General features: G+C 68.0%; 19 protein-coding genes. 5 read left to right on the top strand and 14 right to left on the bottom strand.

The annotated features are described in order from the left end of the window. Positions 1-45 precede the first annotated feature (45 nt). From AB0D04_RS26990 to AB0D04_RS26975, 4 genes are read right to left on the bottom strand one after another with little or no spacing between them, the layout of a single operon-like run. Positions 46-1,242 (bottom strand): type III PLP-dependent enzyme, encoded by a 1,197-nt coding sequence (locus AB0D04_RS26990; protein ID WP_362708215.1) that lies wholly within the window; start codon positions 1,240-1,242, stop codon positions 46-48. A gap of 50 nt (positions 1,243-1,292) precedes the next feature. Further along, positions 1,293-2,807 (bottom strand): AMP-binding protein, encoded by a 1,515-nt coding sequence (locus tag AB0D04_RS26985; protein WP_362708213.1) that lies wholly within the window; start codon positions 2,805-2,807, stop codon positions 1,293-1,295. Positions 2,808-2,809: 2 nt separating this feature from the next. Continuing rightward, complete coding sequence (locus AB0D04_RS26980; RefSeq protein WP_362708160.1) at positions 2,810-4,423, bottom strand: AMP-binding protein; 1,614 nt, start codon at positions 4,421-4,423, stop codon at positions 2,810-2,812. Between the two features lie 26 nt (positions 4,424-4,449). Beyond that, the gene (locus tag AB0D04_RS26975) at positions 4,450-5,400 is read right to left on the bottom strand and encodes an ACP S-malonyltransferase (RefSeq protein WP_362708158.1); all 951 of its coding nucleotides are present in this window, start codon (positions 5,398-5,400) and stop codon (positions 4,450-4,452) included. 110 nt (positions 5,401-5,510) lie between these two features. Here AB0D04_RS26975 and AB0D04_RS26970 point away from each other — a divergent pair, with 110 nt between their 5' ends. Beyond that, the gene (locus AB0D04_RS26970; protein ID WP_362708156.1) at positions 5,511-5,939 is read left to right on the top strand and encodes an acyl carrier protein; all 429 of its coding nucleotides are present in this window, start codon (positions 5,511-5,513) and stop codon (positions 5,937-5,939) included. Between the two features lie 242 nt (positions 5,940-6,181). Beyond that, the gene (locus AB0D04_RS26965) at positions 6,182-8,272 is read left to right on the top strand and encodes a BTAD domain-containing putative transcriptional regulator (protein WP_362708154.1); all 2,091 of its coding nucleotides are present in this window, start codon (positions 6,182-6,184) and stop codon (positions 8,270-8,272) included. Here AB0D04_RS26965 and argS read toward each other — a convergent pair. Together argS and AB0D04_RS26955 are read right to left on the bottom strand one after the other, a co-directional pair. Next, entirely contained in the window at positions 8,208-9,935 is a 1,728-nt protein-coding gene (gene argS / locus AB0D04_RS26960) for an arginine--tRNA ligase (RefSeq protein ID WP_362708151.1), read from the bottom strand. The genes AB0D04_RS26965 and argS overlap by 65 nt on opposite strands. A gap of 62 nt (positions 9,936-9,997) precedes the next feature. Further along, entirely contained in the window at positions 9,998-11,248 is a 1,251-nt protein-coding gene (locus AB0D04_RS26955) for a cytochrome P450 (protein ID WP_362708148.1), read from the bottom strand. A gap of 253 nt (positions 11,249-11,501) precedes the next feature. On the opposite strand from AB0D04_RS26955, the gene AB0D04_RS26950 reads away from it, so the two are divergent. From AB0D04_RS26950 to AB0D04_RS26940, 3 genes are read left to right on the top strand one after another with little or no spacing between them, the layout of a single operon-like run. Then, positions 11,502-12,044 carry a hypothetical protein gene (locus AB0D04_RS26950; RefSeq protein ID WP_362708146.1) on the top strand — a complete coding sequence of 181 codons (543 nt, stop codon included), beginning with the start codon at positions 11,502-11,504 and terminating at the stop codon, positions 12,042-12,044. Continuing rightward, entirely contained in the window at positions 12,038-13,867 is a 1,830-nt protein-coding gene (locus AB0D04_RS26945; RefSeq protein WP_362708143.1) for a non-ribosomal peptide synthetase, read from the top strand. The genes AB0D04_RS26950 and AB0D04_RS26945 overlap by 7 nt, the downstream gene beginning before the upstream one ends. Position 13,868: 1 nt before the next feature. Continuing rightward, positions 13,869-15,398: an FAD-dependent oxidoreductase gene (locus tag AB0D04_RS26940; protein WP_362708141.1), complete on the top strand. Its 1,530-nt coding sequence runs from the start codon at positions 13,869-13,871 to the stop codon at positions 15,396-15,398. 78 nt (positions 15,399-15,476) lie between these two features. On the opposite strand, the gene AB0D04_RS26935 is transcribed toward AB0D04_RS26940, so the two are convergent. From AB0D04_RS26935 to AB0D04_RS26900, 8 genes are all read right to left on the bottom strand, one after another. Next, entirely contained in the window at positions 15,477-16,226 is a 750-nt protein-coding gene (locus tag AB0D04_RS26935) for an alpha/beta fold hydrolase (RefSeq protein WP_362708139.1), read from the bottom strand. Continuing rightward, complete coding sequence (locus AB0D04_RS26930; RefSeq protein WP_362708137.1) at positions 16,219-17,679, bottom strand: cation:proton antiporter; 1,461 nt, start codon at positions 17,677-17,679, stop codon at positions 16,219-16,221. The genes AB0D04_RS26935 and AB0D04_RS26930 overlap by 8 nt, the downstream gene beginning before the upstream one ends. Beyond that, positions 17,680-18,423 carry an FAD-dependent oxidoreductase gene (locus AB0D04_RS26925; RefSeq protein WP_362708134.1) on the bottom strand — a complete coding sequence of 248 codons (744 nt, stop codon included), beginning with the start codon at positions 18,421-18,423 and terminating at the stop codon, positions 17,680-17,682. After that, positions 18,424-18,639 (bottom strand): MbtH family NRPS accessory protein, encoded by a 216-nt coding sequence (locus AB0D04_RS26920; protein ID WP_362708132.1) that lies wholly within the window; start codon positions 18,637-18,639, stop codon positions 18,424-18,426. Beyond that, the gene (locus AB0D04_RS26915; RefSeq protein ID WP_362708129.1) at positions 18,636-22,547 is read right to left on the bottom strand and encodes an amino acid adenylation domain-containing protein; all 3,912 of its coding nucleotides are present in this window, start codon (positions 22,545-22,547) and stop codon (positions 18,636-18,638) included. The genes AB0D04_RS26920 and AB0D04_RS26915 overlap by 4 nt, the downstream gene beginning before the upstream one ends. 20 nt (positions 22,548-22,567) lie before the next feature. Beyond that, the gene (locus AB0D04_RS26910) at positions 22,568-23,581 is read right to left on the bottom strand and encodes a TauD/TfdA family dioxygenase (protein WP_362708126.1); all 1,014 of its coding nucleotides are present in this window, start codon (positions 23,579-23,581) and stop codon (positions 22,568-22,570) included. Then, positions 23,578-24,852 (bottom strand): MFS transporter, encoded by a 1,275-nt coding sequence (locus AB0D04_RS26905; protein WP_362708123.1) that lies wholly within the window; start codon positions 24,850-24,852, stop codon positions 23,578-23,580. Before AB0D04_RS26905 ends, AB0D04_RS26910 begins: the two co-directional genes overlap by 4 nt. Further along, positions 24,849-26,539, bottom strand: a 1,691-nt coding sequence (locus tag AB0D04_RS26900) for a condensation domain-containing protein (RefSeq protein WP_362708121.1), incomplete at its 5' end; no start/stop codon positions are given. The genes AB0D04_RS26900 and AB0D04_RS26905, both read right to left, overlap by 4 nt.

Below are 26,539 nucleotides of genomic sequence, written 5' to 3'. Positions count from 1 at the left end.
CAGCGAGACCTTCCTCCCGCCGACCCACATCACCCAACCGCCCAGTCACAGGCTCTCTGGCTTCATGACGCTGTACGTGCGCTGATAGTCGAGCCGGGAGACAGAGACCACCTCACCACCCCGTAGGACGACCTCGCACGGCGCTTCCCTGCCGAGAAAGGCCAGCAGGCTGGCAGTGACGCCGTACGCGCCTGTGTTCGGAATGGCGATGATGTCACCGACCTGGAGTTCAGGCAGGTTAACGTCGTGTCCCAGAGTGTCGCCGGGAGTGCACAGCGGACCGGCGAGTGTGGCCACCATCGACTGCTCGCAGCCGTCGAGCCGCACCGCTGCGGGCAGCAGTCGTCCGATCCCGGACAGTCCCCCCAGCGCGTTGATGCCCGCATCGAGGATGACGAAGGTGCGGCCACGGCCGGCTTTGATGTTCACCACGCGAACCAACAGGCACCCGCTCTCCGCGACTAGGTGGCGCCCGGATTCGACAGCAAGCCGGAGCGAGCCCGTGCGCCATCGCGGGAGGCGCCGGTCCAGGATGCGTTCGAGTTCGGAACGCATCCGTGGATAGTCGGCGCGGGCGCCGGGCGCGGCATACGGGGCGGCGAAACCGCCGCCGATGTCGAGGAACTCCAGCGGCAGGCCGAGCTCGCTCTCCAGCCGTGAGGCAAGCTCGATCGCCGACTCGAACTCACTGATCAGAGCTGCTTCGTCGGCCGCGTTGCTCATGGTGTAGAAATGCGCCCCGACGATCCTCGTCCCGGGCACGGTGGTGAGCCGATGCATCGATTCCGGCAGGGTCTCGCTGTCGATACCGAACTGGGACGGCTTGCCCATCATCCGGATGCCCGTCGACGCTCCTCCCGCCGGGGCGTTGATCCGCAGCAGGCAGTCGGCAACCGTACCGTGGCGGGACGCGGCGAGGCCCACATGCCTGGCGTCGGACAAGGACTCGACCGAGAATATCCGCACCCCACGCTCCATCGCCTCGTTCAACTCGGCATCGATCTTGCCGGGACCGGTGTAGAGGCACTCCGCCCCGGTGAACCCCGCGGCGAGCGCTGCCGACAGTTCACCGCTCGAACTGATCTCGGCCCGACACCCGTGACCCGGCCCCTCATGAAGAGCCCGGGCGACATCCGGGTGCGGATTGGCCTTGAGCGCGTAGTAGACCTCGAAGCCCTCGGGAAGCGCCTCGACCAGACTGTCACGCGCGGCCACGGCCCGGTCGAGATCGTAGACGTACATCGGGGTACCGAACCGCGCGGCCAGCTCCGCGTACCACTCGTTGATCACGCTCACGGCCGGATCCCACCCATCAGACGTTCGACTTCCCGGGTGTCGTGCTTGCCGTTCGCGGTGAGGGGAAACGCGGCCACGACATGGCAGAGCGCCGGAACCTTCGCCAGTTCGAGGCGCTTGGCCAGTTCGCGCAGGACCGTCCGGGCAGGCAGATCAGCCTCCACGCACAGTGCGAGATCCCGCTCCACGGTCGGCGGCAGTGCGCTGGCGGCCCGGACGCCGGGGATGTCCATCGCGGCGGCTTCGATCTCCAAGGTGCTCATTCTGATGTCCTTGCGCTTGAACATGTCGTCGCGCCGGCCCTCGAAGTACAGATATCCGTCATCGTCCAGCCATCCGAAGTCGCCTGTGTGCAGCCGTGTTTCACCAGTGCGCGGATCGCTGCGGAAGCTGCGGACGGTCAGCTCGGGCGCCTGCCAGTAACCGGGCATCACATGCGGGCCGACAGCCACGATCTCGCCGGTCTCCGCTGCGGGCAGCTTTGAGCCCTGGGAGTCGAGGATCAGCACACGTGTACCGGGCAGCGGTTTGCCGACCGAACCCGGGCGTTCATGCTGTTCGTCCGGCGGCATGACCGAGATTCGCTTGCATTCGGTCTGGCCGAACTGGCGAACCACCGTGGCGGTGGGAAAGAGCCGGCGCAACTCGGCCATCGTCCCCTGCTGCAGGACCGCGCCCGTGTTGGTGAACATGCGCACCGGCGGCAGCGTCCCCTTCTCGCGCTCGGCGAGAGAGACGATCAACGTGGCCAGGGACGGAACGATCGGTACCACGGTCGCGCCGACTTCATGCATCCGTCTGAGCAGCACGAGGTCCGACTCCCCATCGGCCAGCACCAGCTCCGAGCGGCCCAGGCAGGCCAGGGGCAATTTGTACAGGCCGACGTCCCACGACATGGGAAAGCGGGAGAACACCACATCGTCGCGCCTATACCCGAGAACGGCGATGATGGCCGCCGAAGCGAACGTCATCTGGGCATGCGGGACGATGACTCCCGTCGGTGCCGACGTACTGCCCGAGGTGTGGATCAGAGCCGCGACGTCCTCCGGGCGCACGCGTACTGGATCAGCTCTACTGCCCTGCGTGCGCAGCGTCTCCACATGACTCCACACCGACTGGAGGTCGTGGACCGGAGCCGATGTGAGGTCCCGGATCCGAGCGACGGCGGCGGCAGTGCCCACGACGAGTCGTGGGTTCGATCCGGCGAGGACGGAGCGCAGTTGGAAGGCCTTCATCTCCGGGTTGAGCGGGGCAAAGATCACGCCACGCCTGCAAGCCCCGTAGAACATCGCGGCCAGCTCGCGGCTCGCCGGAAGTTGGACCGTGAGAACGTCACCCGGGACGAGGCCCTGACCTTCGAGCCAGACCTCGAACGCATGGCTGTACTCAGCCACCGCGCGATAGGACCACCTGCCCTTCGCATCGCGTATCGCGTGCTTGTCGGGAACCTCAGCAACAGCCTCGTCGAGAGAAGAGTGGACCAGCGTGCCCTGCCGTACCGCATCTGGCATGTTCAACGTTGCGCTCCGGATGTCTTCTGTCGTATCGGCCGTGTTTCGCTTCTGTCGGAGAAGAAGAGTTCTCGGGCACGCACGGTCAGCAGCGAACGATCGACCTTCTTGTTGGAGTTGAGGGGGAACGCATCGAGGCGATGGTAGAACCGGGGGATGATTCCGCTGGGCAAAGTGCGACGCAGCCGGCGGGCGAATTCGATGGCAGGCAGGACGCTGCCCGTGTAGAACACTACGAGTTCCGCGCTCCCACCCACCTCGACGGGGACCGTCACGGCGTCGTCCACGGTCGCATCCGTCCGCAACACGTGCTCCACCTCGCCGAGTTCGACCCGCCAGCCATGGACCTGAACCTGAGAGTCCGTTCGGCCGAGGTAGGCAAGCTCGCCGTCGTCGATCTCCCTGACCCGATCGCCGGTGCGGTACCAGCGCCTGCCGTCGCTCTCCACGAATCTGTCGGCTTCGTCGGCGGGATCGAGATACCCCGCGCTCATCTGTGGCCCTGTGACACAGAGTTCGCCCTCCAGCCCGGTCACCTCTCCCGCCTCGTCGAGAAGCAGGTACTCGTGCCCCTGGTTCAGAGCCCCGATCGGGACGATGCCATTGACGGCCATGAGCGATGAACGTTCCTCGGACCACCGATGTGCCGCGATCGTGACGGTCAGCTCGGTCGGACCGTAGAGGTTCTCCAGTACCGACCCGGGTGCGGCCCGCTGCCAGTCGGCAGCATCACGGCACTGCAGGGCCTCGCCGGCGAGGAAACTCCAACGCAACCCTGGCATGCTGTCGACACCCAACCCACCGGCTCCGCGGACCAGCCCGACGGTGCCCGGTGTGGAGAACCACACGGTGATCCCGTACTCGGCCAGGAACGCGGGCAGGTGGACGTACGCCTGCGGTGGGATCGCCACGAGTCGGGCGCCCGCACCCCAGGCGCAGAACATATCGAACATGCTGCAGTCGAAGTTGAGATCGAAGGCCTGAGAGAACGCGTCGCCCGGAGTGAAGTCGTACCGTGCGTCCAGCAGCCCGAAGTAGTGGCTGGTGGCGCCGTGCGACACGACCACACCCTTGGGCCGTCCCGTGGAGCCCGAGGTGAACAGGACATAGGCGGGATCATCAGACGCAACCCGCAGCGGCTGCTCCAGGGCCTGCTCAGCGTGCGCCGAGAGGGTGCCTGTGGCCTCGTCATCGGGAGAGAACACCGCTGGGGCCAAACGGCCTTCGAGCAGGCCGGGCAGTACCTCAGCACCCCGGTCGTCGACGATCAGGACCGAGGCCCCCGACAGGGCGAGCATCTCCCGCGTACGGGTCAAGGGGAAGTCCGGCCGCAGCGGCACTACGGCGGCACCCGCGTACAGTGCCGCCAGGACGCCTGTGTAGGCGGTCAGGCCCTTGGCACAGAGCACGCCCACCGCTCGTGGGCGCGTTCCGGCGAGCGCGCCCGCCCACAGCAGGGCCCGCTCGTGGAGCCGTGTGTAGGTCAGGGAATCGGATCCGACCTGCACAGCCACACCGAGCGGGGAAGCCGCGAGTCCCCGTAGGAAGCGCGAGTGTAGGGCGTGATCGCCGGCTGTTGCCACGGTGAACTCCGTCGGACGAGGGAAAATCGGCATGCACGCCGTTTTGGCGGCTCACTGCCTCATGGGCCGACCGGCCGCCGACGGTGCTGAAGGACGCGCACGGGGGCTGCGGCGATCACCTCGAAACCGCTCGTCGTACATCTCACCCGGCCGAACAGGTTGTCGGGACCGGAGACGCAGAGGGTCTTGGTTCCCCACTGCCGCAGCGTGGCCAGAACGGCGGGCCAGTCCACGGGGTGTACGAAGCTCCCCGCCAGCATGGCGCGTACCTCCTCGGCGGATTGCACCAGCTTCCCGGCCTGTCCGGTCACCAGGGGCAGCGCAGGTGGTTCGAAGGCGAGTCGGTCGAGGACCTCCTCCTCGGCCCGGGACCGAAGGCCTTCGAAAAGCACCGAGTGCATCGGCGGCCGCATGGCATAAAGCGGCAGGCCGCCGAGGCCACGGATGCTTTCCACCAGCCAACCGAGGTTTCTCTCCCTGACCGACACCATGTGGACGTCGTCGTCGAGGCGACAGGAGATGTCGTACCACTCCCCGCGATCGGCAAGTTCGTGGAGTACCTCCTCGAGTCGCGCCTGCGGTGTTCGAGCGAGCGACTGAGTCACCACGTCACCATGCTCGTCGGCAAAATACGCATCGATGCAACGGGCCAGAGCGGCCGTCATCCAAACCCCGTCCTCGAACGACAGGGACCCGGCATACACAGCGGCAGGCTTTTCACCGAAGCTGACCCCGGCACAGACGTCCGGTTGAACGTCGAGCTCACGCTCGGCCCACTCAGCCATGGCAACACAACTCACGAAGAAAGCGACCTGCGCGTATTCGGAGTAGTCGTCCTCCACTCCGTACCACCGGTCCATCAATGAGTAGCCAAGCCGCTTGTCGGCTCTCTCGAGCAGTTTTCTGGCCGCTGGGTCGAGAAGGAGAAATTTTCCCACGTCGGTGAACCGCGTGGGACCCATGCCCGGAAACACGGTCGCGGTGCTCGCCTGGATGTCGCCGTCCTTCAAGACCGAACTCTTCTCTCCCAGTCCATCTCGATGCGGGCCGCACGCGTGGAGTGCTGGACTCTGCGCAGCAACGAAAATATGCCGGGCCGGGATAGAAGTCTGGTACTCGTGTGATCGCCGAAGAGTCTCTGCCTGGTTTCGCGCCTCACCGGGACACGACTGACGCCCGAACTCACTGGTCGGGCTTCCTCATTTGCTGTCATCATGCTGACGCGCGCCGTCAAGAGGGGGTCGCGTCATTCGGAGGAATCGCTCCGGCGCGCTCCGGGGTAGAAACACTGGGGGTAATCATGTGGGATGGCCGGTTCGAAACCCTGCTGCGAGCTGAGCTCCCGTTCCTGTCGATGGAAGAAGAACTCGCCGAGGACCTGCCCTTGCGCGACTTTGGACTCGACTCCCTGGGAATGGTGCAGTTGTTGAATGTCTTGGAAGGCGAATATCGGTTGCGGTTCGGTGCGGAATTTTTGAGGGTCGAGACTTTCCAGACGCCTGGGTCCTTGTGGAAGGCGATATCCGGCATGCGGACCGGGTCGAGCTGACGGTGGCCGGTGGACCTGGCCGGCCCGCGGCCTCCAGACGGACAGCGGAATGCATCAGTCAGTGGTGTGTACGGTGCCGATGCCGGCTAGCGCGGCGGGGGGTGTGACTCCGAAGGCACGGAGGAAGATCTATCCCACACACAACTCGTCCACGTAAGTCACTTGACATTCGCACTGGTTTGCCCATTACATGAGCCCATTATTAAGTGATCCATAAGGCAAAAAATACGTCTGGGGGAGGCGTGGCGGAGCTTCGACTGCTCGGGGCTGTGGAACTGATGGCCCGCGGACAGGCCATTGATCTTGGACCACCCAAGCAGCGGGCCGTATTCGCAGCCCTGGCCGTGGACTCCGGCCAGCCGGTGGCGGTGTCCACGCTGGTGGACCGGGTGTGGAACGAGTCCCCACCGGCGGCGGCCCGAAACGCCCTCTACGCGCACATCACGCGTATCCGTCGGCTGCTGGCCGACACGACGAAGGCTGACGGCTCTCCAGTGCAGCTGGAGCGCCACGCCGGTGGGTACCTCCTCGACTTCGATCCTGACGGGGTCGACCTGCTTCGCTTCCGCCGGCTCGCTGAACTGGCGCTCAGCAAGGACCTGGACGACGGCGCACGGGTGGTGCTGCTGCGCGAGGCGCTCGAACTGTGGCGGGGACGCCCACTGGAAGGCGTGGACGGATCGTGGGCGACGTGGACCCGGGCGCACTTCGACCTCTACCGGGTGGAGGCGGTGGTGGCCTGGGCTCGGATCGAGTTGGAGTTGGGCAACCATGAGGCGGTCATACCCCGGGTCCACGCGCTGATCGGCGAGCACCCGTTGGCGGAGCCGCTCGCCGCAGGGTTGATGCGTGGCCTGCATGCAGCCGGACGTGACGCCGAAGCGCTGGAGGTGTTCGCGGCGATGAGGCGACGGCTCGTCGAGGAGTTGGGCGCCGAGCCGGGAGCTGAACTGCGCTCCATCTATCAGTCCGTGCTGCGTGGTGAGGTGGTCCGGACGGTGCCCGCCCCGCCGGACCCGGCGCCGGCCAGGCCCGAGCGGGCAGGAGCGACTCATGCGGTCCTGGCCCAGTTGCAGGGGACCCAATTCTCGGTGCCGCAGCAGCGGGCGGCACCGGTGGACCCCGAGCCGGCACGGCGGGCGCCGTGCACCCTGCCCGCCGGTATCCCTGACTTCGCCGGTCGCGCTGACGTCGTCAGTGAACTGATAGCGGCGTGCCAGGAGGTCGGGAGGAGCGGTGAGCGCACCATGGTCGTGCTGTCCGGGGCAGCCGGCGCCGGCAAGACCACGGTCGCCGTCCATGTCGCACACCGGCTTCGGGCCGCTTTCCCCGCCGGGCAGCTCTACCTTCGCCTGCATGGTCTCTCCGCACCGCCTGCCCCGGCCGAGGCGGTGGGACAGTTGTTGCGGGCGCTGGGTGTGCCACACTCCGCCGTTCCGCAGGACCCCGATGAGTGTTCGGCACTGTTACGTTCGCTTACGGTTGACCGCCGCTATCTGTTCGTGCTTGACGACGCGGCGGACGAGGCGCAGGTGCGGCCCCTGCTCCCCGGCGCCGGCAGCGTCGTGCTGGTGACCAGCCGCCGCCCACTGTCCGGTCTGGAGGGAGCACAACGGCTGGAGCTGGGTTCGTTCTCCGACGCCGAGGCGCTACGTCTGCTCGGGTTAGTTGTCGGCGAAGAGCGGGTGATGCGCGATCCAGCAGCGGCCGCCGACATCGTCCGGTGCAGCGCGGGGCTGCCGCTGGCCGTACGGATCGTGGCGAGCCGTCTCAAGGCCCGCCCCGACCGTGGGCTGGCGACGGCGGCGGCCGAGCTGGCAGACGAGGGCCGACGACTGGACCTGTTCGCCACCGGGGATCTCGACGTACGGGCCAGCATCGGCCTGTCGTACCGCGCACTGACGGCGGAGCACCGGCGCGTGCTGCGCAGGGTCTGTCTGCTCGACGCACCGGACGTTCCGGCCTGGGTCTTCGCCACCGCGGCGGGCCTCCCCAGGACCGGCACGGATGCCGTCGATGCCGATGGTGGCAGGCGCCGGTCCGGCCCTGTGGTGGTGGCGGCCGATCTCGGAGCAGCCATCGTGGACGATCTGCTGGCCATGCATCTGATCGAATCGGCAGGCGTGGACGAGGCCGGCCAACCGCGCTATCGCCTCCACGACCTGGTCCGCGCATACGCGCGGGAACGGGTGATCGAAGAGGACGGCGAGGCGGACCGGCAGGCCATGCTGACGTGGCTGCTGGTCGTGAGCCATTTCAGCCCGCGGATCACATCCGGTCCGGGGCCTCGATCCCAAGGAGACCCAGGCCCAGTTCCAGTGTCCGAGCGGTGATGTCGCACAGGACCAGTCGACTCTGCTTGACGTCACCCTCGGCACGCAGGACAGGGCACTTCTCATAGAAGCTGGTGAACACGGCCGCCAAGCCGTACAAGTAGTTGGCGAGCTTGTGGAACTCCAGCGATTCGGAGACCTCGGCGACGGCGCTGCCGAATGCGAGCAGCTCGAGGGCGAGGGCACGCTCGGCGGGCTCGGCGACGACCAGCTTGTCGACGCCCGGCAGCGGCGTCTCCACGCTGGCGCGGCGGAAGATGGAGCAGATCCGGGCCCGCGCATACTGCAGGTAGGGAGCGGTGTTGCCTTCGAACGACAGCATCCGGTCGTAGTCGAAGACGTAGTCCTTCGTGCGATCGGTGGACAGATCCGCGTACTTGACGGCACCGATTCCGACCGCACGCGCGACAGCGGCACGGGCGTCCTCGTCGAGCTCGGGGTTCTTCGCCGCGATCACTCCGGCCGCCCTCACCACGGCCTCCTCGAGGAGGTCCACCAGCTTCACCGAGTGGCCGGCGCGGGTGCGCAGCATCTTGCCGTCGTCACCGAGGATCGACCCGTGACCGACGTGCTCGGCGCGGGCGGGTGGGACGACCCATCCGGCGTCCCGAGCGACGTCGTAGATCATCTCCAGGTGCTGGCGCTGGGGCAGACCGACGACGTACAGCAGGCGGGTGGCATGGAGGTTCCGTCGGCGGTGTCGGATCGTGGCGAGGTCAGTCGCGCCGTAACCAAAGCCGCCGTCGCCCTTCTTGACAATGATCGGCAGCGGGTCGCCGTTACGGTTCGTGTAGCCCTCCGGGAACACGCACTGAGCGCCTTCGCTCTCTCGCAGCAGCTCGAGCTCGTCAAGCTCGTCGACCACGGACCGCAACTGGTCGTTGTAGTAGCTCTCGCCGAAGAAGTCCTCTTCGGCGAGGCGGACGCCCAGCATGCTGTAGACGGTCATGAAGTACTTCTTCGACTCGTCCACCAACGTCTTCCACAGACGCAGTGTCGTCTCGTCACCGCTCTGCAGCAGGACAACCCGCTTGCGGGCCCGGTCCTTGAACGTCTCGTCGGCGTCGAACTTGACGCGAGCGGCCTTGTAGAAGCCGTTGAGATCACCGACCGAGAGCTCGTGCGCAGCCTCTGATTCTCCGATGTCCAGCAGGTGCTCGACGAGCATGCCGAAGGGCGTGCCCCACTCACCGATGTGGTTCTGTCGGATGACAGTGTGCCCCTGCCACTCCAGGAGGCGCACGGCCGCGTCGCCGATAATGGTCGAACGCAGGTGCCCGACATGCATCTCTTTGGCGGCGTTCGGGGCGGAGTAGTCGATCGTGATGGTCTCGGGGGCTTTGGCCTGCGACAGGCCGAGCCTCTCATCACCGACCATGTCGACGAGCAGGCGCGCAAGAAAGTCGTCGGCGAACGTCAGATTGATGAAGCCGGGCCCCGAGATCTCCACTGAGGAGCAAAGATCACCGAGTTGGGCCGCCTCGACGACCCTGCCGGCAATCTCGCGCGGATTGTCACCGACCCTACGCACCAGTGACAGGGCGGCATCCGATTGAAAGTGCGCGTGCTGGGACCGTCGAATGACCGGGTCGACGGGTGCGCCCACCACCGCCTCGAATGCCGAAGCCAACCTCTGATGAAGTAATTCTTCCAAGTTCGCCATTCGGGGAACCTATCCTAGGCAAACGGACGGCATCAACGCCGAATCCGGGTCCCGGCAGAGCCTCAGCGCCGGGCTCCCTTGCGCCAGACAACGCTGCACGGCAGAGACGTAAAACCACGTTGGTGCGCGGAATGCACGCGCTGGGCGGCCGCCATGTCGAGTTCGTACTCGGCGACGTGTTTGGCGACCTCCTCCAGCACGATGGGGATTTCGAGCGTTGCCAGGGCTCCGCCGAGGCAGTGGTGGGAGCCGGCGCCGAAGCTGATCATTTTGCGAGTGTCGCGGTCGAGGTCGAAGCGGTCGGGGTCGTCGAAGACCCGGTGATCGCGATTGCCGGAAGCGTGCAGCAGCACCATGCGGGACCCGGCCGGGACGTGCGTGTCGTGGAGCACGATGTCGCAGGTCACGGTGCGCGACGTCATCTGGCTGGAGGAGTCGAAGCGGAGCGTCTCATTGGCCCAGTCGGTGAACCGGCCGGCAAGTCCGGCTCGCTGCACGTCCGGCAGCCGCCAGCCGTGGTACCACGCGTTGCCGACCTGCTTGCTGGTCGACTCGTTCCCGCCGCTGACGATGAGGAAGATGAAGGCGACGATCTCCGAGTCGCTGACCGGCCTGCCCTCGATCTCGGACTGCGTGAGCATCGAAATGAGGTTGTCGCCGGGTTGGCGGCGAATGTCGGCGACCAACTGCCCGTAGTAGGTACCGAGCCGGAAGGCGGCGGCAAGGTTCTCCGGCGTCCGTTCGTCGGAGTCGTGCTTCCGGGTGTTGAGCAGATCGGAGTCGAGCCGGACGGTGTCCCAGTCGGATTCCGGAATGCCGAGCATGTCGCAGACCCCGTCGCTGGACACGGGGTTGGCGAGGTCGCCGGCGAAGTCGAAGGTGTCCTGGTCCCGCAAGGTCTCCAGCCGTCGCCGGGTGAGCTCGCGGATGTGCGCCTCGCGCTCGGCGACGGTGCGCGGTGAGAATTTCCGCTGGAACAGGCGGCGCACAGTGGTGTGGTCGGGCGGATCGAGGGCCAGGAAGAAGACGTTCTTGTACGCCTGGGCCCCGGACATGGTGGATTCCAGGGATATCCCATTGCGGTTGCTGAAGGTGCCCGCGTCTCGCATCGCCGCCAGGACGTCGGCATGCCGGGACAACACGTAGAAGTCGCGTTCCTCATTCCGATAGACCGGGGCGTTCTCGCGCATCCACGCGTAGACGGGATACGGATCCTCCTGCACTTGGTACGAAAAGGGGTCGTAGGTGATGGGACGAACCTCGCCCAGCGATTGTCCGCCCGCGTTGGCAACACTCGCACTACGCATCGGCATTCGCCAAGCGTCTTCGCAACGTCTGGTTGGCGATCATGTCAGAACCTTGTCGACACACTCCCCTCCGACAAGACCGCGACTAGGTCATGCGGACATGCTCGGCGGATGCCGATAGACGGAGGCGGTTGTGCGTGCAGTTGTTACAGTCCTGACGCCGAGCCGGAAAGCAGGAAAACCGGGCCAAATAGACTTACGCGATGGCGAATCGGCAACATTCGGCTCCTGCACATGCGGGCAATGCGGCCTTGATCTCGTGCTTGACCAGCAGGCAACCTGGTTCACTGGTGAAATCACAGCCACTGCTGGTCACTGGTTGTTGACAAACTTCTGCCCGATTCAGACGCTCCTGGTGGAGAACCTGGAGAACTGTTACGAGTACCTGACCGTCGACCCCGGCCGGTATCTCGCGCCGGTACCGTTCGAGCTGTGCCAAGTCAGTGTCGCCGGGCGCACCGATGGCCCGTATCTCACCGTCTTCGGCCCGGAGCCGAAGCATGCGCAGGTGCTGCCGGCGCCGTGCGCCGCCGTCCGCGAGGCGGAACCTGCGCTCAATCCACAGGCCGCGTACTTCGCTGTACTGCGGACACTCTGCGAACCCCGCCTGCGCGGATCGACGTCCAGCCCGCTCCCCACGTCGGAGCAGATAGCACGCCGACTGGGATCGAACATGACTGTCCGTGCCGTCAACGCCCACATTGAATATCTCACCGACAAGCTGAGGCTGGCCCGGGGCTGCGGGCGCGAGGTGCTTGTCGAGACCGCCATCCGGCATCGAATGGTTCCACTCGAATGCTGACCGGCGCGATGGTCGACGTTCAGGAGGGAAGACCTTTGCGGTACGCCAACCAGTGTATTCACGACCTCGTTTCCAGCGCGGTGCAGCACGAACCACACGCTCCGGCTGTGGTGTCGCCGACAGCGACACTGACCTACGCCGAACTCGACCAACGGGCCAACGCCCTCGCCGACGAACTGCAAAAGCGCGACATCGGACCGGAGACCCTCGTCGGCGTGCATCTGCCCAAGTCTCCGGAGATGGTCATCAGCATCCTGGCCATCCTGAAGGCCGGTGGCACATACGTGCCCCTGGACCCGGCGAGCCCGGTCGACCGACTGTCCGGCGTTCCCGTCCGGCTCATACTGAGCCGGCGCGCGCTGGCACATCGGCCGACTACCGGCGCCCCGGTGCTCTTCCTCGACGAGGGCTGGGACCTGACCACCAGTCAGCCCGAGTTCATCCCCGCGCAGCCGGCCCACCCGGACAACCTCGCCTACGTCATCTACACGTCCGGCTCGACGGGGCGCCCCAAGGGGGTGGCCGTCACGCACCGGTCCTTGGTCGGCTCCACCCTCGCCCGGCATGACTGGTACCTGCCGCCCCGGGCGTTCCTGCTGCTGTCCGCGATGGCCTTCGACAGCGCCGTCGCCGGGATCTTCGGCACGTTGACGCGCGGCGGTGCGCTGCACCTGCCCGCGCCCGGCACGGAGTCCGATCTGGACACGGTCGGCCAACTCATCGAGCGGGGCGACATCGACACGGTTCTCACCCTGCCGTCGCTGTACGAGCTCCTGCTGGAGACCGCGGAGCCGTCCGGGCTCGCCTCGCTGCGTACGGTCACGGTCGCCGGCGAACGGTGCCCGCCCGGCCTCCCTGCGAAGAGCCGGGCCCGCCTGCCCGCGGTCGACCTGCTCAATGAGTACGGCCCCACCGAGGGCACCGTGTGGAGCACGGTCTGGCGGGCGCCCGAGGAGGACCTCGCCGACCTTGACACCGTGCCCATCGGACGCTCGGTGGGTGGCATCCGGGTCACTGTGCTCGACCCGGCCGGCGCCCCCGTGCCCGACGGCGTGCCTGGCGAGCTGTGCATCGGCGGCACCGGGCTGGCCCGCGGCTACTACGAGCGGCCGGACCTGACCGCAGCCGCCTTCGAGCCCGACCCGGCCGGACCGGCGGGTGCGCGTCGGTACCGCACCGGCGACCAAGTCCGCCGCCGTGCGGACGGAGAGCTCGAATTCCTCGGGCGAATCGACCGTCAGGTGAAGGTCCATGGCTACCGGGTCGAACCGGACGAGATCGAGAACGCGATGCAGCGTCACCCCGACGTCCGGCAGGCCAGTGTGGTGGCCCCGGCCGGAACCGGGGACACCACACTCGTCGCGTTCGTCACCGGTCCCTCCGTCGACCTGGCCGGCCTGCGGACCTTCCTCGGCGAAGTGCTGCCCACGTACATGGTGCCGAGCGAGATCCGCCGGTTGGACCGGCTGCCGCTCACGCCCAACGGCAAGGTCGACCTGCGGGCGCTGGAAGCGCTCGTGCCCTCCCCCACGGAATTCCCCGGCGACGACGCACCGCGCGGCGCCGTCGAGGAGACCGTCGCCGCGATCTGGTGCGAGATCCTCGGCGTCCCACACGTCAGGCGCAGCCTCAGCTTCCTCGACATCGGAGGGTCGCTCGCCGTCGTGCGTGTCGCCCTGCGGCTTACCCAGGTGTTCGGTGCTCAGGTACCGCTGCTGTGGGTCTACGAAGCTCCGACGGTCGGAGAACTGGCCGAGTGGCTGGAGATCAATATCGCGGACGCGGCGACGACGGCCGAGGCCCATCACCGAGAGGTTGACTGACATGAGCGGAACGAGAGATCGGCAGTTCGACGTCGTCGTAGTGGGTGGCGGACCCGGTGGATCCACCACCGCCACCCTCATCGCCCAGGCCGGGCACCGTGTGCTCCTGCTGGAGAAGGAACGCTTCCCGCGCTATCAGATCGGCGAGTCGCTCCTGCCGTCCACCGTGCACGGCATAGGCGCGATGCTCGGCGTCACCAAGGAACTGGAGGAGGCGAACTTCCCGGTCAAGCGCGGCGGAACGTTCCGCTGGGGCACCAACCCCGAGCCCTGGACCTTCACCTTCGCGCTCTCGCGCAAACTCGCCGGGCCGACCTCGACCGCCTACCAGGTCGACCGCGCGCGATTCGACGACATCCTGCTCAAGAACGCCCGTCGGCACGGCGTCGAGGTGCGGGAGGAGCACGAGGTACTGGCGCTGGAGGAGGAGGGCGGCCGGGTCTGCGGCGTACGGTTCCGGGATGCCGACGGCGCGGAGCACACCGTACGGTCCAGCTACGTCGTCGTCGCCGCGGGGAACACGGACAGCCTGTACAAGACGGTCGCCACAAGAGAGCTGTCCGACTTCTTCCGGAACGTCGCGCTGTTCGGCTACTACGAGGGCGGCAAGCGGCTGCCGGCGCCGAACGAGGGCAACATCCTGTGCGCCGCGTTCTCCGACGGGTGGATCTGGTACATCCCGCTCTCCGACACGCTCACCAGCGTCGGGGTCGTGATGTCACGCGACCGGATCGACGTGCTCCAGCGGGGTCGGGAAGAGGCCATGGAGCAGTTCATCGCCTCGTGTCCGTTGATCGCCGACTACCTGTCGGACGCGCATCGCGTGACCGAGGGAATGTACGGGAAGCTGCGGGTCCGCAAGGACTACTCGTACTGCAACACCTCGTTCTGGCGGCCCGGCGTGGCGCTGGTCGGCGACGCGGCCTGCTTCATCGATCCCGTGTTCTCCACCGGCGTGCACCTGGCCACCTACAGCGGCGTGCTGGCGGCCCGGTCGATCAACACCCGGCTCAAGGGCGAGTTGACCGAGGAGGCGTGCTTCACCGAGTTCGAGAGGCGCTACCGGCGCGAGTACGAGCTCTTCAACCAGTTCCTGCAGTCGATGTACGAGCTCAACCGCGATGAGTCGTCGTACTTCTGGGAGGCCCGCAAACTGCTCGGCACCGAACAAGGCGACGCCCAGGCGTTCGTGGACCTGGTGGCGGGCGTGTCCGGGCCGGACCGGGAGCTCTTCGATTCCGCGTCCCGGCACCCGTCGAACCAGTTCAGTGATGCCCTCCAGCAGGCGTCGCGCCCGGAGGTCATGGACGAGGGCGACCTCGTCTTCCAGGGCAGCGATACCCGGCTCCTCGGTGACGTCCTGCACGAGGCGACCGACCTGCAGGTGCGCGCGGCGCTGGCCGATACGCCGGAACTGCTGCCGGAGCCTGACCCGCAGTTCCCCGGCGGCCTTGTTCCGTCACGGGACGGGCTGCACTGGCGGAGTCAGGCCACGGCGGTCTCGACGGCCGATTCGGCGGCCGGCCAGTGAGCTGAGTCCCGAGGACCGGTTCGTGGCGTGGTCACACGCTGCGCACCGGTCCACGGGACACACCCGAACCTTCCGGCGTCACCGCAGCACCGACCTGATGATGTCGAGCACCGCCTGCCGTTCGGCGTCCAGGTAGAAGTGCTCTCCGGGCAGCAGGTGGGTGCGCACCCCTTTGCAGGTCAACTGTGACCAGGCGGCGAACCGGCGGTGGTCGACCGTGGGGTCGTCCCGCCCGGCCAGGGCCGTGATCGGCACCGGCAGCGGTGTCCGCTCGCGGTACCGGTAGGTCTCCCCCACCGCGAGGTCGGCGCGCAGCGTGGGTAGGAACAAGGACACCAGCTCGGGGTATTCGTGCCCCTCGGGCGGTATCCCGCCCAGCTTCAGCACGTACTCCAGCAGCTCGGGCTCGGGCAGCTCGTGCGCGTTGACCCGGACCGGCGTCCGATCGTGCGCCGCCTCCAGCCCGGAAACGATCAGCTGCACCGGAGGGCGTCCGCGCCGCACCGCCTCGTGCGCGATCTCGAACGACAGCAAGGCCCCCATGCTGTGGCCGAACAGCGCGAACGGCCGGTCGGCGCGTTCCAGCAGCGGTCCGGTCAACCGCTCGACGATCTCCTCGGCAGTCGCCAGCGGCTGCTCGTCGAAGCGCATCTCCCGGCCGGGCAGTTGTACGGCGATCGCCTCGACCCCCGTTCCGAGCGCACCCTGCCACCCTCGGTACGCCGACGCGCCCATGCCCGCGGCCGGCAGGCAGAACAACTGCACCCCGGCATCCGGGAGGCTCCGATGGGGCGGGAGCCAGCGCGACCCGACCAGCTTGTCAGCCATGGCCGTGCCCCCGCATTCCGTCGAGGTGCCGGACTCGCGCGCGATTCGACCGGCGTCGGATCAGCGTCAGGGCGGGAGAGGTCAGCATGGTGGACACCAAGGCCATGATCACGAGCATGGTGAACACTGTCGGGGTGATCACGCCGAGATCGAGTGCGATGTTGAGGACGATGAGCTCGGTCAGCCCGCGACAGCTCATCAGCGCACCCATGGACATGGACTGTGACCAGTCGTAGCCGGCCAGCCGACCGGCGGCCATGCTGCTGCCCCACTTCGCGCCGATCGCGATCAGCGAGACGGCGAGACACCACAGCCAGGTGTGCAGGCCGTCGAGAGCGCCGATGCTGGTACGCAGGCCGGTGACAACGAAGAACAGGGGCAGCAGGAGGGCCGTCGTCGTGCCCGACATGCTCTCCGCCGCCCGCTGTATCCGTGCCGAGTCGCTCGGCGTGATCACGCCGAGCAGGAAGGCGCCGAAGATCGCATGGATTCCGATCGCCTCGGTGATCAGCGCGCACATCATGATGGCGGACAGCAGTACCGGGAGCGTGGCGGCATCCGGGATCGACCGCCGGCCTTCGCCGAAGAGACGAGCCAGCACCGGACGGACGACGGCCAGCATGAAGGCCACGAACGCGACCGTGAGCAGCACCGTCAGCACCGCACCGGTCGGGGACGCGGACCGGGCCGTGGCGATCACGAACGCCAGCACACACCATGCGGTCACATCACCGACGACGCTGCTCGCCATCACCATCGACCCCAGCGGTGTCGACCGCAGACCCTGCGCCTCGATGATCCGGGCCAGCACCGGTACCGCCGTGATGCTCATCGACACGGCCAGGAACAGCGCGAACGTCGTGAAGCTGGTGCTGCCCGAGCCGAATGCCGCGTACATGGGACGGGCCAGCAGCATCCCGGCCAGGAACGGGATGGCGAAACCGGCGTGGCTCACCAGCGCGATGGCCCCGCCGCGGTCGCGCAGGTAACCGGGCTCGAGGTCCCGGCCGATGAGGAACATGAAGAAAATCAGGCCGAGCTGGGCCAGGACGTTCATGACCCCTACCAGCTCCGCCGGGAACAGCCGGTGGAAGGCGTCCGGCCAGAGCAGACCGAGGAACGACGGCCCGAGCAGCACGCCGGCGAGGATGTCGCCGATGACCTTGGGCTGCCCGATCGGCCGCAGGATCCGAGCCACTGCACAACAGGCGATGAGGATCACCGGTATGGCGATGATCAGGCCGGTGAAGACGTTCGCCGGCACCGTTCCTGACTGGGACGCGGCAGGACCGGCCGCCCCACCGCCGGCCGGGTGTGCCGGCGTCGGCAGGCGCAAAGCCAGCAGCACCAGCACGCCGGGGACACCCACGAGTGCGGCGTAGGCCAGCAGGTGCCGTGAGATACGCCGACCTGTTGCCGGCTTCGCGTCGTCGATCGTTTGGAGCCCGGTCATTTACGCCGCCACCAGGAGAGGGCCGTACAGACTTCGGTACCAGGCCGAGGCGTCCGCCGTCGGCCGGGACCGAACCCCCTGTTCCGGCACGGGCGAACGTAGTGCGGCTACGGCCTCCTCGACAGCCAGACCTCCGCCCTGGGCCGTCGCCGGCGAGACGGCGTGGGCGGCGTCGCCGATGAGAACAACCCTCCTCGACACGACTCGTCCGGTGGCCGGCGCGAAGGCGGACCGGGTCACCAACTGCTCGTCCAGTCGCATGGAGTCGACGAAGTCGCGCACCTCACCGGGCATGTCGCAGCACCCCTTCCGCAGGACCTCGTACGCGTCCTGCGGCTTCGAAGCGATCGGCTCGGAGGCCGTGATCTGGAAGAACATGGACATCCGGCCCTGGCCGATGGGCATGAGGCCGAACGTATGCGGCCCTGCCCGCCATGTCCGCCATTCCGGAAGGGGCTTCGGTGCCGCACCGGGAACCGTGGTCCGGATGAACGTGTGACCGGTGAAGACCGGTTGTGCATCCGGGTTGCCCCCTTGCCGTACCCCTCCGCTGCGGTCCGGGAGCCCGCCCAGGTGGTCCAGGCAGGCCAGCGCGTTGGGGTGCAGCACGATGCCCGCTGTGGTCATCCGCAGCGACGCGGCCCGCTCGACCACCTGCACGGACACGCCTCGCCGCTGCAGTTGCTCCGCAGCGGCGAGTCCGGCGATTCCGGCGCCGACGACAAGAACTTCCGCCGGCCTCATCTACTGCCCTTTGACAGGTTCCTGCTGGCGCAGACTCAGCGGGCGCATGTCGGTCCACACCTCGTTGATGTATGCCAGGCAGTCGTCCTTCGGTCCGGTCGTCCCCACTGGTCGCCAGCCCTCGGGCACTTCCCGCTGTGCGGGCCAGATCGAGTACTGCTCCTCGTGGTTGACGACGACCTGGTAGGCCTGGTTGTCGTGGAGGGTGTCGGTCATCGTTGGTTCCCCTTCGGTCGGTTGATGGTGTGGTCCAGGTAGCCGGTCAGCTGCTTCGCCAGCTTCTCGGACCGGTCGGGGCTCAGCATGGTGTGGTGGTCACCGGGCGCGGTGACCACGTCGACCTGGTCCCCGTACAGCCCGGACCAGCCGAGCGTCTCGTCCAGTTCGGGCCAGATCGGGTCCTCTTCGGCGCGCACCAGCAGCACCGGGAACTGGGCCACCTCGGGCAACTGCCCGCTTCCGGCGTACGCGTCGGCCGCCCGCATGTTGTTCCGGTAAACGGCGAGCAACTGCTCGAACCGCTCGCTGCCCGCGTCCGTCGGCAGTACGCCGGCGAGCCGGGCCCGTTCGAGGATGTGGGCGAAGCGCTCCTCGCCACTCATGGCCGGCAGCTTCGTGTCGTCGAGTTCCAGCTGGTAGTGCCAGGCGAACCGGATCAGCAGCTCAAGGTCCTCGTCCGTGTGGTCGTCGGTGCCGGAATCCGTGCCGGTGCCGGCCTGCTCGTCCAGCGCCGTCCGGGGCGGCGCGGAGCTGTCCAGGACCACGAGCGCCGCCACCGTCTCGCCCTGCCGGGCCAGCTGCTGTGCCACCTCGTGCGCGATGAACCCGCCCAGGCACCAGCCGCCGATCAGGTACGGCCCGACCGGCTGCCGCTCGCGGATCTCCGCCGCATACGTCCGCGCCATCTCCCGGAGGTCCGTCTGCATCGTGCCACCCGGGCGCAGCCCCACGGCCTCGATCCCGACCAGCGTGTGCTCGGGTGCCATGGCCCGCACCAGTTCGGCGTACGCCAGCACGCCTCCGCCGCCTGCGTGTACGCAGAAGAACGGGGTGGTCGAGTCCGCCGCCGGGTGCTCGGGCCGCGGTGCCGTGCCCGACGGTGACGGCATCCGAGTGGCCAGCTGCTCCACGGTGTTGGCTTCCAGCAGCGCCGACAGCGGAAGGTTGACGCCGGTCTCCTTCTCGATCACCGACATCAGCCGGATGGCGAGCAGCGAGTTCCCGCCGCTCCGGAAGAAGTCGTCGTTGACTCCGATCGTGGGGTGACCGAGGACCTCCCGCCAGATCCGCAGCAGAGTCCGTTCGGCCTCGTTCGCCGGCTCTGCGCCAGTGGTGCCGGTGCCGATGACCGGTGCGGGCAGTGCCGCCCGGTCGACCTTTCCGTTCGCGGTGAGCGGGAACCGGTCGAGCGGCACGATGGCCGACGGCTGCAGGTAGGCGGGGAGCCGGGCGGCCAGGAGGTCCCGGACATCGTCGACGTTCAGCGGCTCGTCGCCTGGGGTGACGTACACGACGATTCCCGCTTGGTCTCCGCGCGAGTCCAGAACGGCGATGCACTGCCGGACCCCGGCCGACTCCGCAGTGACCGCCTCGATCTCGCCCAGCTCCACCCGGTACCCGGCGACCTTCACCTGCCCGTCCTCGCGCCCGATGAACTGAATGTCGCCGGAGGGCAGTCTTCGGGCCACGTCTCCCGTGCGGTACAGGCGTTCGCCGGCGGCCGGGCCGAACGGATCGGGCCAAAAACGTTCGGCGGTCGAGCCCGGACCGTTGTGGTAGCCGTATGCCACGCCCGTTCCGCCGATGAGGACCTCGCCGGGGACCCACGCCGGCACTTCCTGCATCGCGCGGTCCACGACGTGGACTGCCGCGCCGTCGAAGGGCCTGCCGATCGGCACCGTGGCCAGCCGCGCGTCCAGCGGCCCGGGGGGAACCCGGTAGTAGGTGGCCCCGACCGTGGTCTCCGTCGGCCCGTAGTGGTTGACCACCTGGCATGTCTCGGACGATTCCCTGATCCGGTCGAGCAGGTCACGGTCGAGGGACTCCCCACCGGTGATCAGGTACCGGCGCGGTACGAGATCCGCCGGGGACCGGGACGCCTGCAACAGCGCCCGGAGATGGGACGGCACGATCTTCACCACGTCGACGGCAGCCTCGCGCATCCGGCGCCCGAGTCGGTCGGCATCGGTGGTCTCGCCCCGAGTGGCAATGATCAGCCGACCGCCGGTGCACAGGGCGGGAAAGAGCACCGAATTGCCGAGATCCGCGGCGAACGAGGACACGTGGCAGTAGGTCAACGGGCTGTCGAGCTGGAGGGCCGCCACCAGGCCGTCCACGTATCCGGCCAGATTGCGGTGCCCGACCTGCACACCTTTCGGCGTGCCGGTCGTGCCCGAGGTGTACATGAGGTAGGCGGTGTCGGCCGGTACGGCTGTCCGCGGCCGGTCAGCAGGAGTGCCCCCCAGCTCGCAGCCGTCGGGCCGCAGCACGACTGTCGGCAGTCTCACCGGCACTCGCGACAACCAATGTGCGTCGGTGAGCACGACACCGGCGGAACTGTCGTCGATGAGGAAGCGGATCCGGTCCGTGGGCAGGTCGGTGCCGACGACGGTGTACGCGGCACCGGCCCGCAGGCAGCCGAGGATCGCTGCAACTGTCGCGGGCCCCCGGTCGAGGAGAATCGCGACGACGGTGCCCGGCCCTGCACCCAGCCGGCCCAGCTCCCCCGCCGTGTCGGCCGCCCAGCGGTCCAACTCGCCGTAGGTGTAGCGCTCGGTGCCGTGCTCGACCGCAATCGTGGCCGGCCGGCTGCGGGCCATCTCCGCGAATCGGTCCGCGATCCTGGACCGTGCGGTCCCCGGGGCGGACCGACTCGGCCGATCCGACCGCGTGCCTGCCGTCAGGCGCAGTTCACCGATGGGGTGCCCGGGGTCCGCGGCCATCTCACCCAGCACCACATCCAGCGCGGCGACCAGCCCCGACGCGTCTTCGGGCAGCACCCGGCCCGCGTCGTACTCGACGTACGCCTCCACCCCGTCCTCGGTACGCAGGCAGCGCAGCCGGATGTCGAACAGGTCGGTGGAGTCCTCGATGTGGCGGACGGCGAACGTACAGCCGTTCCCCGCGACCGGCGTCGGCAGCGAGTGGTAGTCGAAGCCGACGGCGAACTCCGCGGGCGAGCCCTGCCGGTATTCGGCCCACATCTCACGCGTGAAGTAGTCTTGGTAGCGCGCCGCCTCCTCATCGGCCTCGGCGACCCTGCGGATCGCTTCCTCCACCGTGGTGTCGGCGCGCAGTGCCAGAGCAACGGGTACGTATCGGGTGAAGGCCCCTATCGCGTTCTCCAGTGCGGGGTGCCGACGGCCGGGGTGCGCCACGGCCAGCAGTGACTCCTCCTGCCTGCCGTATCGGTACAGCAGGATCGACCATGCGGCCAGCAGCAGCGATCGGGGATCGTCCAGGGTGGAGATCCGGTTCGCCGCGACGGGTAGCCGCACCCCCTGGAATGTGCGCCGGTCGCCGGCGTCGTCCCGCCCGAGGAACGGGGGCGTGACGGGCACGCCAGGACCTGCGGCCAGCCGTCTCCAGTAGTCTCGGCCGGCCGCCGTGTCCTCTGCATGCAGCAGTTCGTTCAGCCACTCGGCTATGTCGGCGTACTGCGGTACGTCTTCGTCCTTTGCTGCGATGTCCCCGTCGGCATACCGGCGCGCGATCTCGTCTGCGACCTGGGTGATGCCCAGGACATCGAGGCTGGGCCCCGGTCCCTGCAGCCGCAGCAGGTGACTTCCGTCGGCCTGCTCGGTCAGGCTCGCCCGCAGGGGCTGTTCGATGCCCTGCACGTCCCGCGGCTCGGGCCGGTCGGCGGCCGCGTCCAGCTCCACCGGCCAGGATGCTGCGATGACCTGGACCGGGGCGTCGAGACTGGCGATGCGCCGGTACGTCGTACGCAGGATCTCGTGGCGCTCGACGAGGCCCGCGATCGCCTGCCGCAGCCGCGATGCGTCGACCGCACCGCGGATCTCGATGTCGCACGCCCAGCGCCAGGGCGCACCTTCCGCGGTGTGCTGCGCCAGCCATGTGCGTCGCTGCTGCGGTGACAGGACGAATTCCGTGCCTGTGGTCATCCCTGACTCCCTCGGGCCGTTCAGTTCGCGCGCGTCGTGCCGGACATCGCGACCAGGACGCGGCGGCTGCCGCTATACGGTCGGCGGCCGTGCGCAAGGATGATGTTGTCGATGACCAGCACGTCGCCGCCGGCCCAGTCGAAGGAGCGGGTTTCCGCCTCGTAGGCGCGGCGGACTTCCTCCAGTTCCGCGTCGCCAATCGGGGCGCCGTCGCCGTAGCACGCGTCCCGGGTGAGCCCGGCGCCGGACTCCGCCAACGATGCGCGGATGTCCTGCGGCAGGGCCGACGGGTGGAACAAGTGGGCCTGGTTGAACCAGACCTGCTCGCTGGTCACCGGGTGCTCCGCGACGGCTTGGCAGACCTGGGTGGTACGCAGGGTGTCGTGCGGTCCCCATTCGGCCTGGATCCCGTTCTCGGCGCAGAACCGCTCCACCGTGGCGCGGTCGGTGGTCTCGAACGTCTGCTGCCAGGTCAGGCCGACGCCGCTGCCGAACTCGCGCGTGTACTTCACGCCGTGCCGTTCGAAACGCTCCCGTACCTCCGGCGAGATCCGCTCCAGCACCCGCCTGCTGTCGGCCAGCGGTGTCTGGCCACCCTCGGCGGCCGGCACCAGACAGCAGAACCACAGCTTCGCCGGCCACGAAATGGTGTACGACAGCTCGTTGTGCTGCGCGATGGTCTGCTCCGCCGGGTATTCGGTTGAGGTGTACACCTTGTCCAGTTCGCGGCTGCGCGGCGTGGACCCGTACACGTAGTTCAGCAATTCGTCGTCTCCCGCCACGACCTCGGCGAAGTCCTCGGCGGAGCCGACCGCGAACCCACGGCACAGGACCGCCCCGGTTCGGTGCAGATGGGCCTCGACGGTCTCGGCGTTCGCCTGCAACCACGCCGCCGGCTTGATCCCGGCGCGTCGCGCGGTCACCACGACCGGGTCCGCCGGATGCGCAGACGGCGTGATGTCGACCAGGTCGTTGAACGTCGTACCCACCGCGCGGCGTCGGCCGAATGCCGGCGTCGGTATCCCGTCCGTCATGCTGCACCACTCCCTTTCAAGTGCGACATACTCCTTATCGGAGACAGCGACAGCACAGCCAGCGGAACCAGGAGGCCGGCCGCCGCGACCAGCACGCTGCCGCGCAGGCCCAGGAGCGTGGCCAGCAGCCCGCCCAGGAACGCGCCGAGCGGGATCGAGCTCCAGATGAAGAACCTCATCGTCGCGTTCGTCCGGGCCAGTAGGTGGTCCGGGGTGATCACCTGCCGGGCGGTGATCGCCGCCACGTTGAACACCGGCCCGCCGAGCACGTACAGGAAGTACCCGACAGCCAGCACGGCGGGACCCGCGATCGGCCGGTGCGGGGCGGTACCGGCGATGAGGACGCCCGCTGCCACCGCGGCGGCGGCGAGGATCAACGCGCGCCCGAGACCGAGCCGTTCGATGAGGCGTCCGGACGCCAGGGAGCCGAGCACCCCGCCCGCGCCGCCGAGCGCGAGCACCAGGCCGACGACGGCCGGGCTCAGCCCCACTTCGTCGACCATGTAGAGGTACTGAATCGCGAGGAAGACGAACGCGAACAGGTTCATGAGCGCAGCCGCGACGGCGTTCCACAGCAGCAGCGGGGTACGCACCACGAACTTCAGGCCCTCCCTGATCTGTTGGACCAGTGAGGCGCGCTCTTCGTGCTCGGCGGGAGTGGGCTTCTCCGCCGGCCGGACCCGGAACATCAGCAGGCCGGAGACGGCGAATGCGAGCGCGTCGGCGAGCAGCGCGAACGGCGCTGTCAGCACCTGGACGAGGAATCCTCCGAGGCCGGGTCCCAGGACATCGGCGCCGGAGCGGCCCACTTCGAGTTTGCCGTTGCCGTCGGGCAGCCGGTCCGCCGGCAGGAGCGCCGGCACCACCGACATCCCCGCCACATCGGCGAAGACGCTCAGCGCACCGATCAGCACGGCGATCAGGTACAGATGTCCGATGGTCAGCAGGCCCAGCGCCGCGGCCAGCGGCACGGTGAGGATCAGCACGGTGCGGAGCGCTGCCGCGGTCACCAGGACCCGGCGGTGGTCCATCCGCTCGATCAGGGCGCCCGCCGGCAGCGACAGGACGACGAACGGCACCCGCTCGACCGCGGCCAGGGCGCCGACCTCGAACGCGCTGGCATGCAAGGAGAACACCGCGATCAATGGTAGTGCCACCATGGTGACTTGAGCCCCGAAGAAGGATGCCGCCTGCGAGCTCCAGAAGTACGCGAACGTGGTGTCCCGCCAGAGCGACCGCTGCTTCTTCCCGCTCGTTTCCGCCACGCTCACGATGCGCCCCCGGCCCCTGGCCCTGCGGCCCGCCTGGCCAGCAGCCGGTCGAGCTTGTCGCGGCCGGCGTGGTCCAGCTCGGCGCTCAGGCCGGCCCGGTGCTCTGCCAGGGCATCATCGACTGCCGCCATCAGCTCGTCGATCGTGGCCGTCTCCGCCGCGATGGCATCAAGAACGCTCGCGAACTCAACAGCGATTTCCTGCACTGTCTCTCGGTCGAAGAGGTCCGTCTTGTAGAGGATCTCACCAACCAGGCCGCCGCTCTCGGGCCACAGATCAAACTGAATTTCGTAGTGGACCGGCCAATCGAAGACCTCCGTGTACTCCGCGTCCAGACCTTGTAGCGCGGGCTTGGCGTTGGAGATGTTGATGAAGTCGAGCCACGCCTGGACCAGCGGCGGACGGGCCGGGCCCCGCGCCGCACCGGTCGCATCGATCAACCACTCGAAGGGAACTTCCTGGTGTTCGAATGCCCCTAGTGCGGTGTCGCGGATGGCATGCAGGAAGTCCCTCAGTGGCATGCCGGAGGTCTTCCGGCTGCGAATGACCAGGGTGTTGACGAACATACCGATCACTGGCTGGAGTTCGGTCCGGGTACGGCTGGCGGCCGGGGTACCGATGAGCAGGTCGTCCTGTCCAGTACGGCGGTGCAGGGTGAGCGCGTAACCGGCCAGCGCCATCATGAAGAGGGTCGCGCCCTCCCGGTTGGCCAGGTCTTCCAGCGTGCGGGTGGTCGCTTCCCCGATCTTGAAGGCGACACAGCCGCCATTGAACGACTGCGCCGACGGCCGCTGCCGGTCGACCGGCAGCCGGAGTTCCGTGGGGATGCCGGACAGCTGCTGCTTCCAGTAGTCGAGTTTGTCCGCCACCCGTTCCGGTGTGAACCACTGGCGCTGCCACGTAGCGTGGTCGGGGTACTGCACCGACAGTTCAGGGACGGCCCGGTCGCCGCCGTACAGCGCACCGACCTCCTCGACGAGCAGCCCCAGGGACGTACCGTCGGACACGAGGTGGTGGACGGTCAGCACCAGCAAATGGTCGGCCGGATCGAGCACGTACAGGGTGGCCCGCAGCAGCGGCCCGTTCTCGAGGTCGAACGGCCGGCTCGCATCCTGTCCGGCCAGGACCCGTGCCTGATTCGCGCGGGTGGCCGTCGGGTGGTCGGACAGGTTCACGGTCCGCAGCGGTACGGCCGGCTCCGCCAGTACGCGCTGGACGGGCGGGTCCACCTTGGGGAAGACGGTACGCAGTGCGTCATGGCGCGCCACGACGGACTGCACGGCGTGCTCCAGCCGGACCGGGTCGAGCCGACCCCGCAGACGCAGGCCGATCGGGACGTTGTACACCGCACTACCGGGGTGCCACTGCTCCAACAGCCACATGCCCTCCTGGTCGTAGGACAGCGGCGCCTCGGACCTTCCGGTCGCGACCAGTTCGGGCAGTGCCGACATGTCCTCGGGCGCGGCCTGCTTCTCCTCGATCACGGCCGCCAGGGCGGCGACCGTGGGCTCCTGGAAGATCATCGGCAGCGAGAGGTCGACCCCGAAGGTGCTGTTCAGGCGTGCGACCGCCTCCGCCGCGAGCAGCGACTGGCCGCCGAGGGCGAAGAAGTTGTCGTGCAGACCGACCCGGTCCACCCCCAGCACCCGCCGCCACACCTCCGCGACAGCCCGCTCCAACTCACTCA

Origin of the sequence: Streptomyces sp. NPDC048483 (genome assembly GCF_040651455.1) — a bacterium.
Classification (GTDB): domain Bacteria; phylum Actinomycetota; class Actinomycetes; order Streptomycetales; family Streptomycetaceae; genus Streptomyces.
Note: the sequence above shows the minus strand (reverse complement) of the source record. Positions and strands in the feature narration are given on the sequence as shown.

What these genes read in the sequence shown, in the direction of transcription:
- AB0D04_RS26930 (WP_362708137.1), bottom strand. Translation starts at nt 17,679, where the DNA reads ATGACCGGGCTCCAAACGATCGACGACGCGAAGCCGGCAACAGGTCGG.
- AB0D04_RS26925 (WP_362708134.1), bottom strand. Translation starts at nt 18,423, where the DNA reads ATGAGGCCGGCGGAAGTTCTTGTCGTCGGCGCCGGAATCGCCGGACTC.
- AB0D04_RS26980 (WP_362708160.1), bottom strand. Translation starts at nt 4,423, where the DNA reads ATGCCGATTTTCCCTCGTCCGACGGAGTTCACCGTGGCAACAGCCGGC.
- AB0D04_RS26940 (WP_362708141.1), top strand. Translation starts at nt 13,869, where the DNA reads ATGAGCGGAACGAGAGATCGGCAGTTCGACGTCGTCGTAGTGGGTGGC.
- AB0D04_RS26910 (WP_362708126.1), bottom strand. Translation starts at nt 23,581, where the DNA reads ATGACGGACGGGATACCGACGCCGGCATTCGGCCGACGCCGCGCGGTG.
- AB0D04_RS26935 (WP_362708139.1), bottom strand. Translation starts at nt 16,226, where the DNA reads ATGGCTGACAAGCTGGTCGGGTCGCGCTGGCTCCCGCCCCATCGGAGC.
- AB0D04_RS26920 (WP_362708132.1), bottom strand. Translation starts at nt 18,639, where the DNA reads ATGACCGACACCCTCCACGACAACCAGGCCTACCAGGTCGTCGTCAAC.
- AB0D04_RS26955 (WP_362708148.1), bottom strand. Translation starts at nt 11,248, where the DNA reads ATGCCGATGCGTAGTGCGAGTGTTGCCAACGCGGGCGGACAATCGCTG.
- AB0D04_RS26915 (WP_362708129.1), bottom strand. Translation starts at nt 22,547, where the DNA reads ATGACCACAGGCACGGAATTCGTCCTGTCACCGCAGCAGCGACGCACA.
- AB0D04_RS26945 (WP_362708143.1), top strand. Translation starts at nt 12,038, where the DNA reads ATGCTGACCGGCGCGATGGTCGACGTTCAGGAGGGAAGACCTTTGCGG.
- AB0D04_RS26985 (WP_362708213.1), bottom strand. Translation starts at nt 2,807, where the DNA reads ATGCCAGATGCGGTACGGCAGGGCACGCTGGTCCACTCTTCTCTCGAC.
- AB0D04_RS26990 (WP_362708215.1), bottom strand. Translation starts at nt 1,242, where the DNA reads ATGTACGTCTACGATCTCGACCGGGCCGTGGCCGCGCGTGACAGTCTG.
- argS (WP_362708151.1), bottom strand. Translation starts at nt 9,935, where the DNA reads ATGGCGAACTTGGAAGAATTACTTCATCAGAGGTTGGCTTCGGCATTC.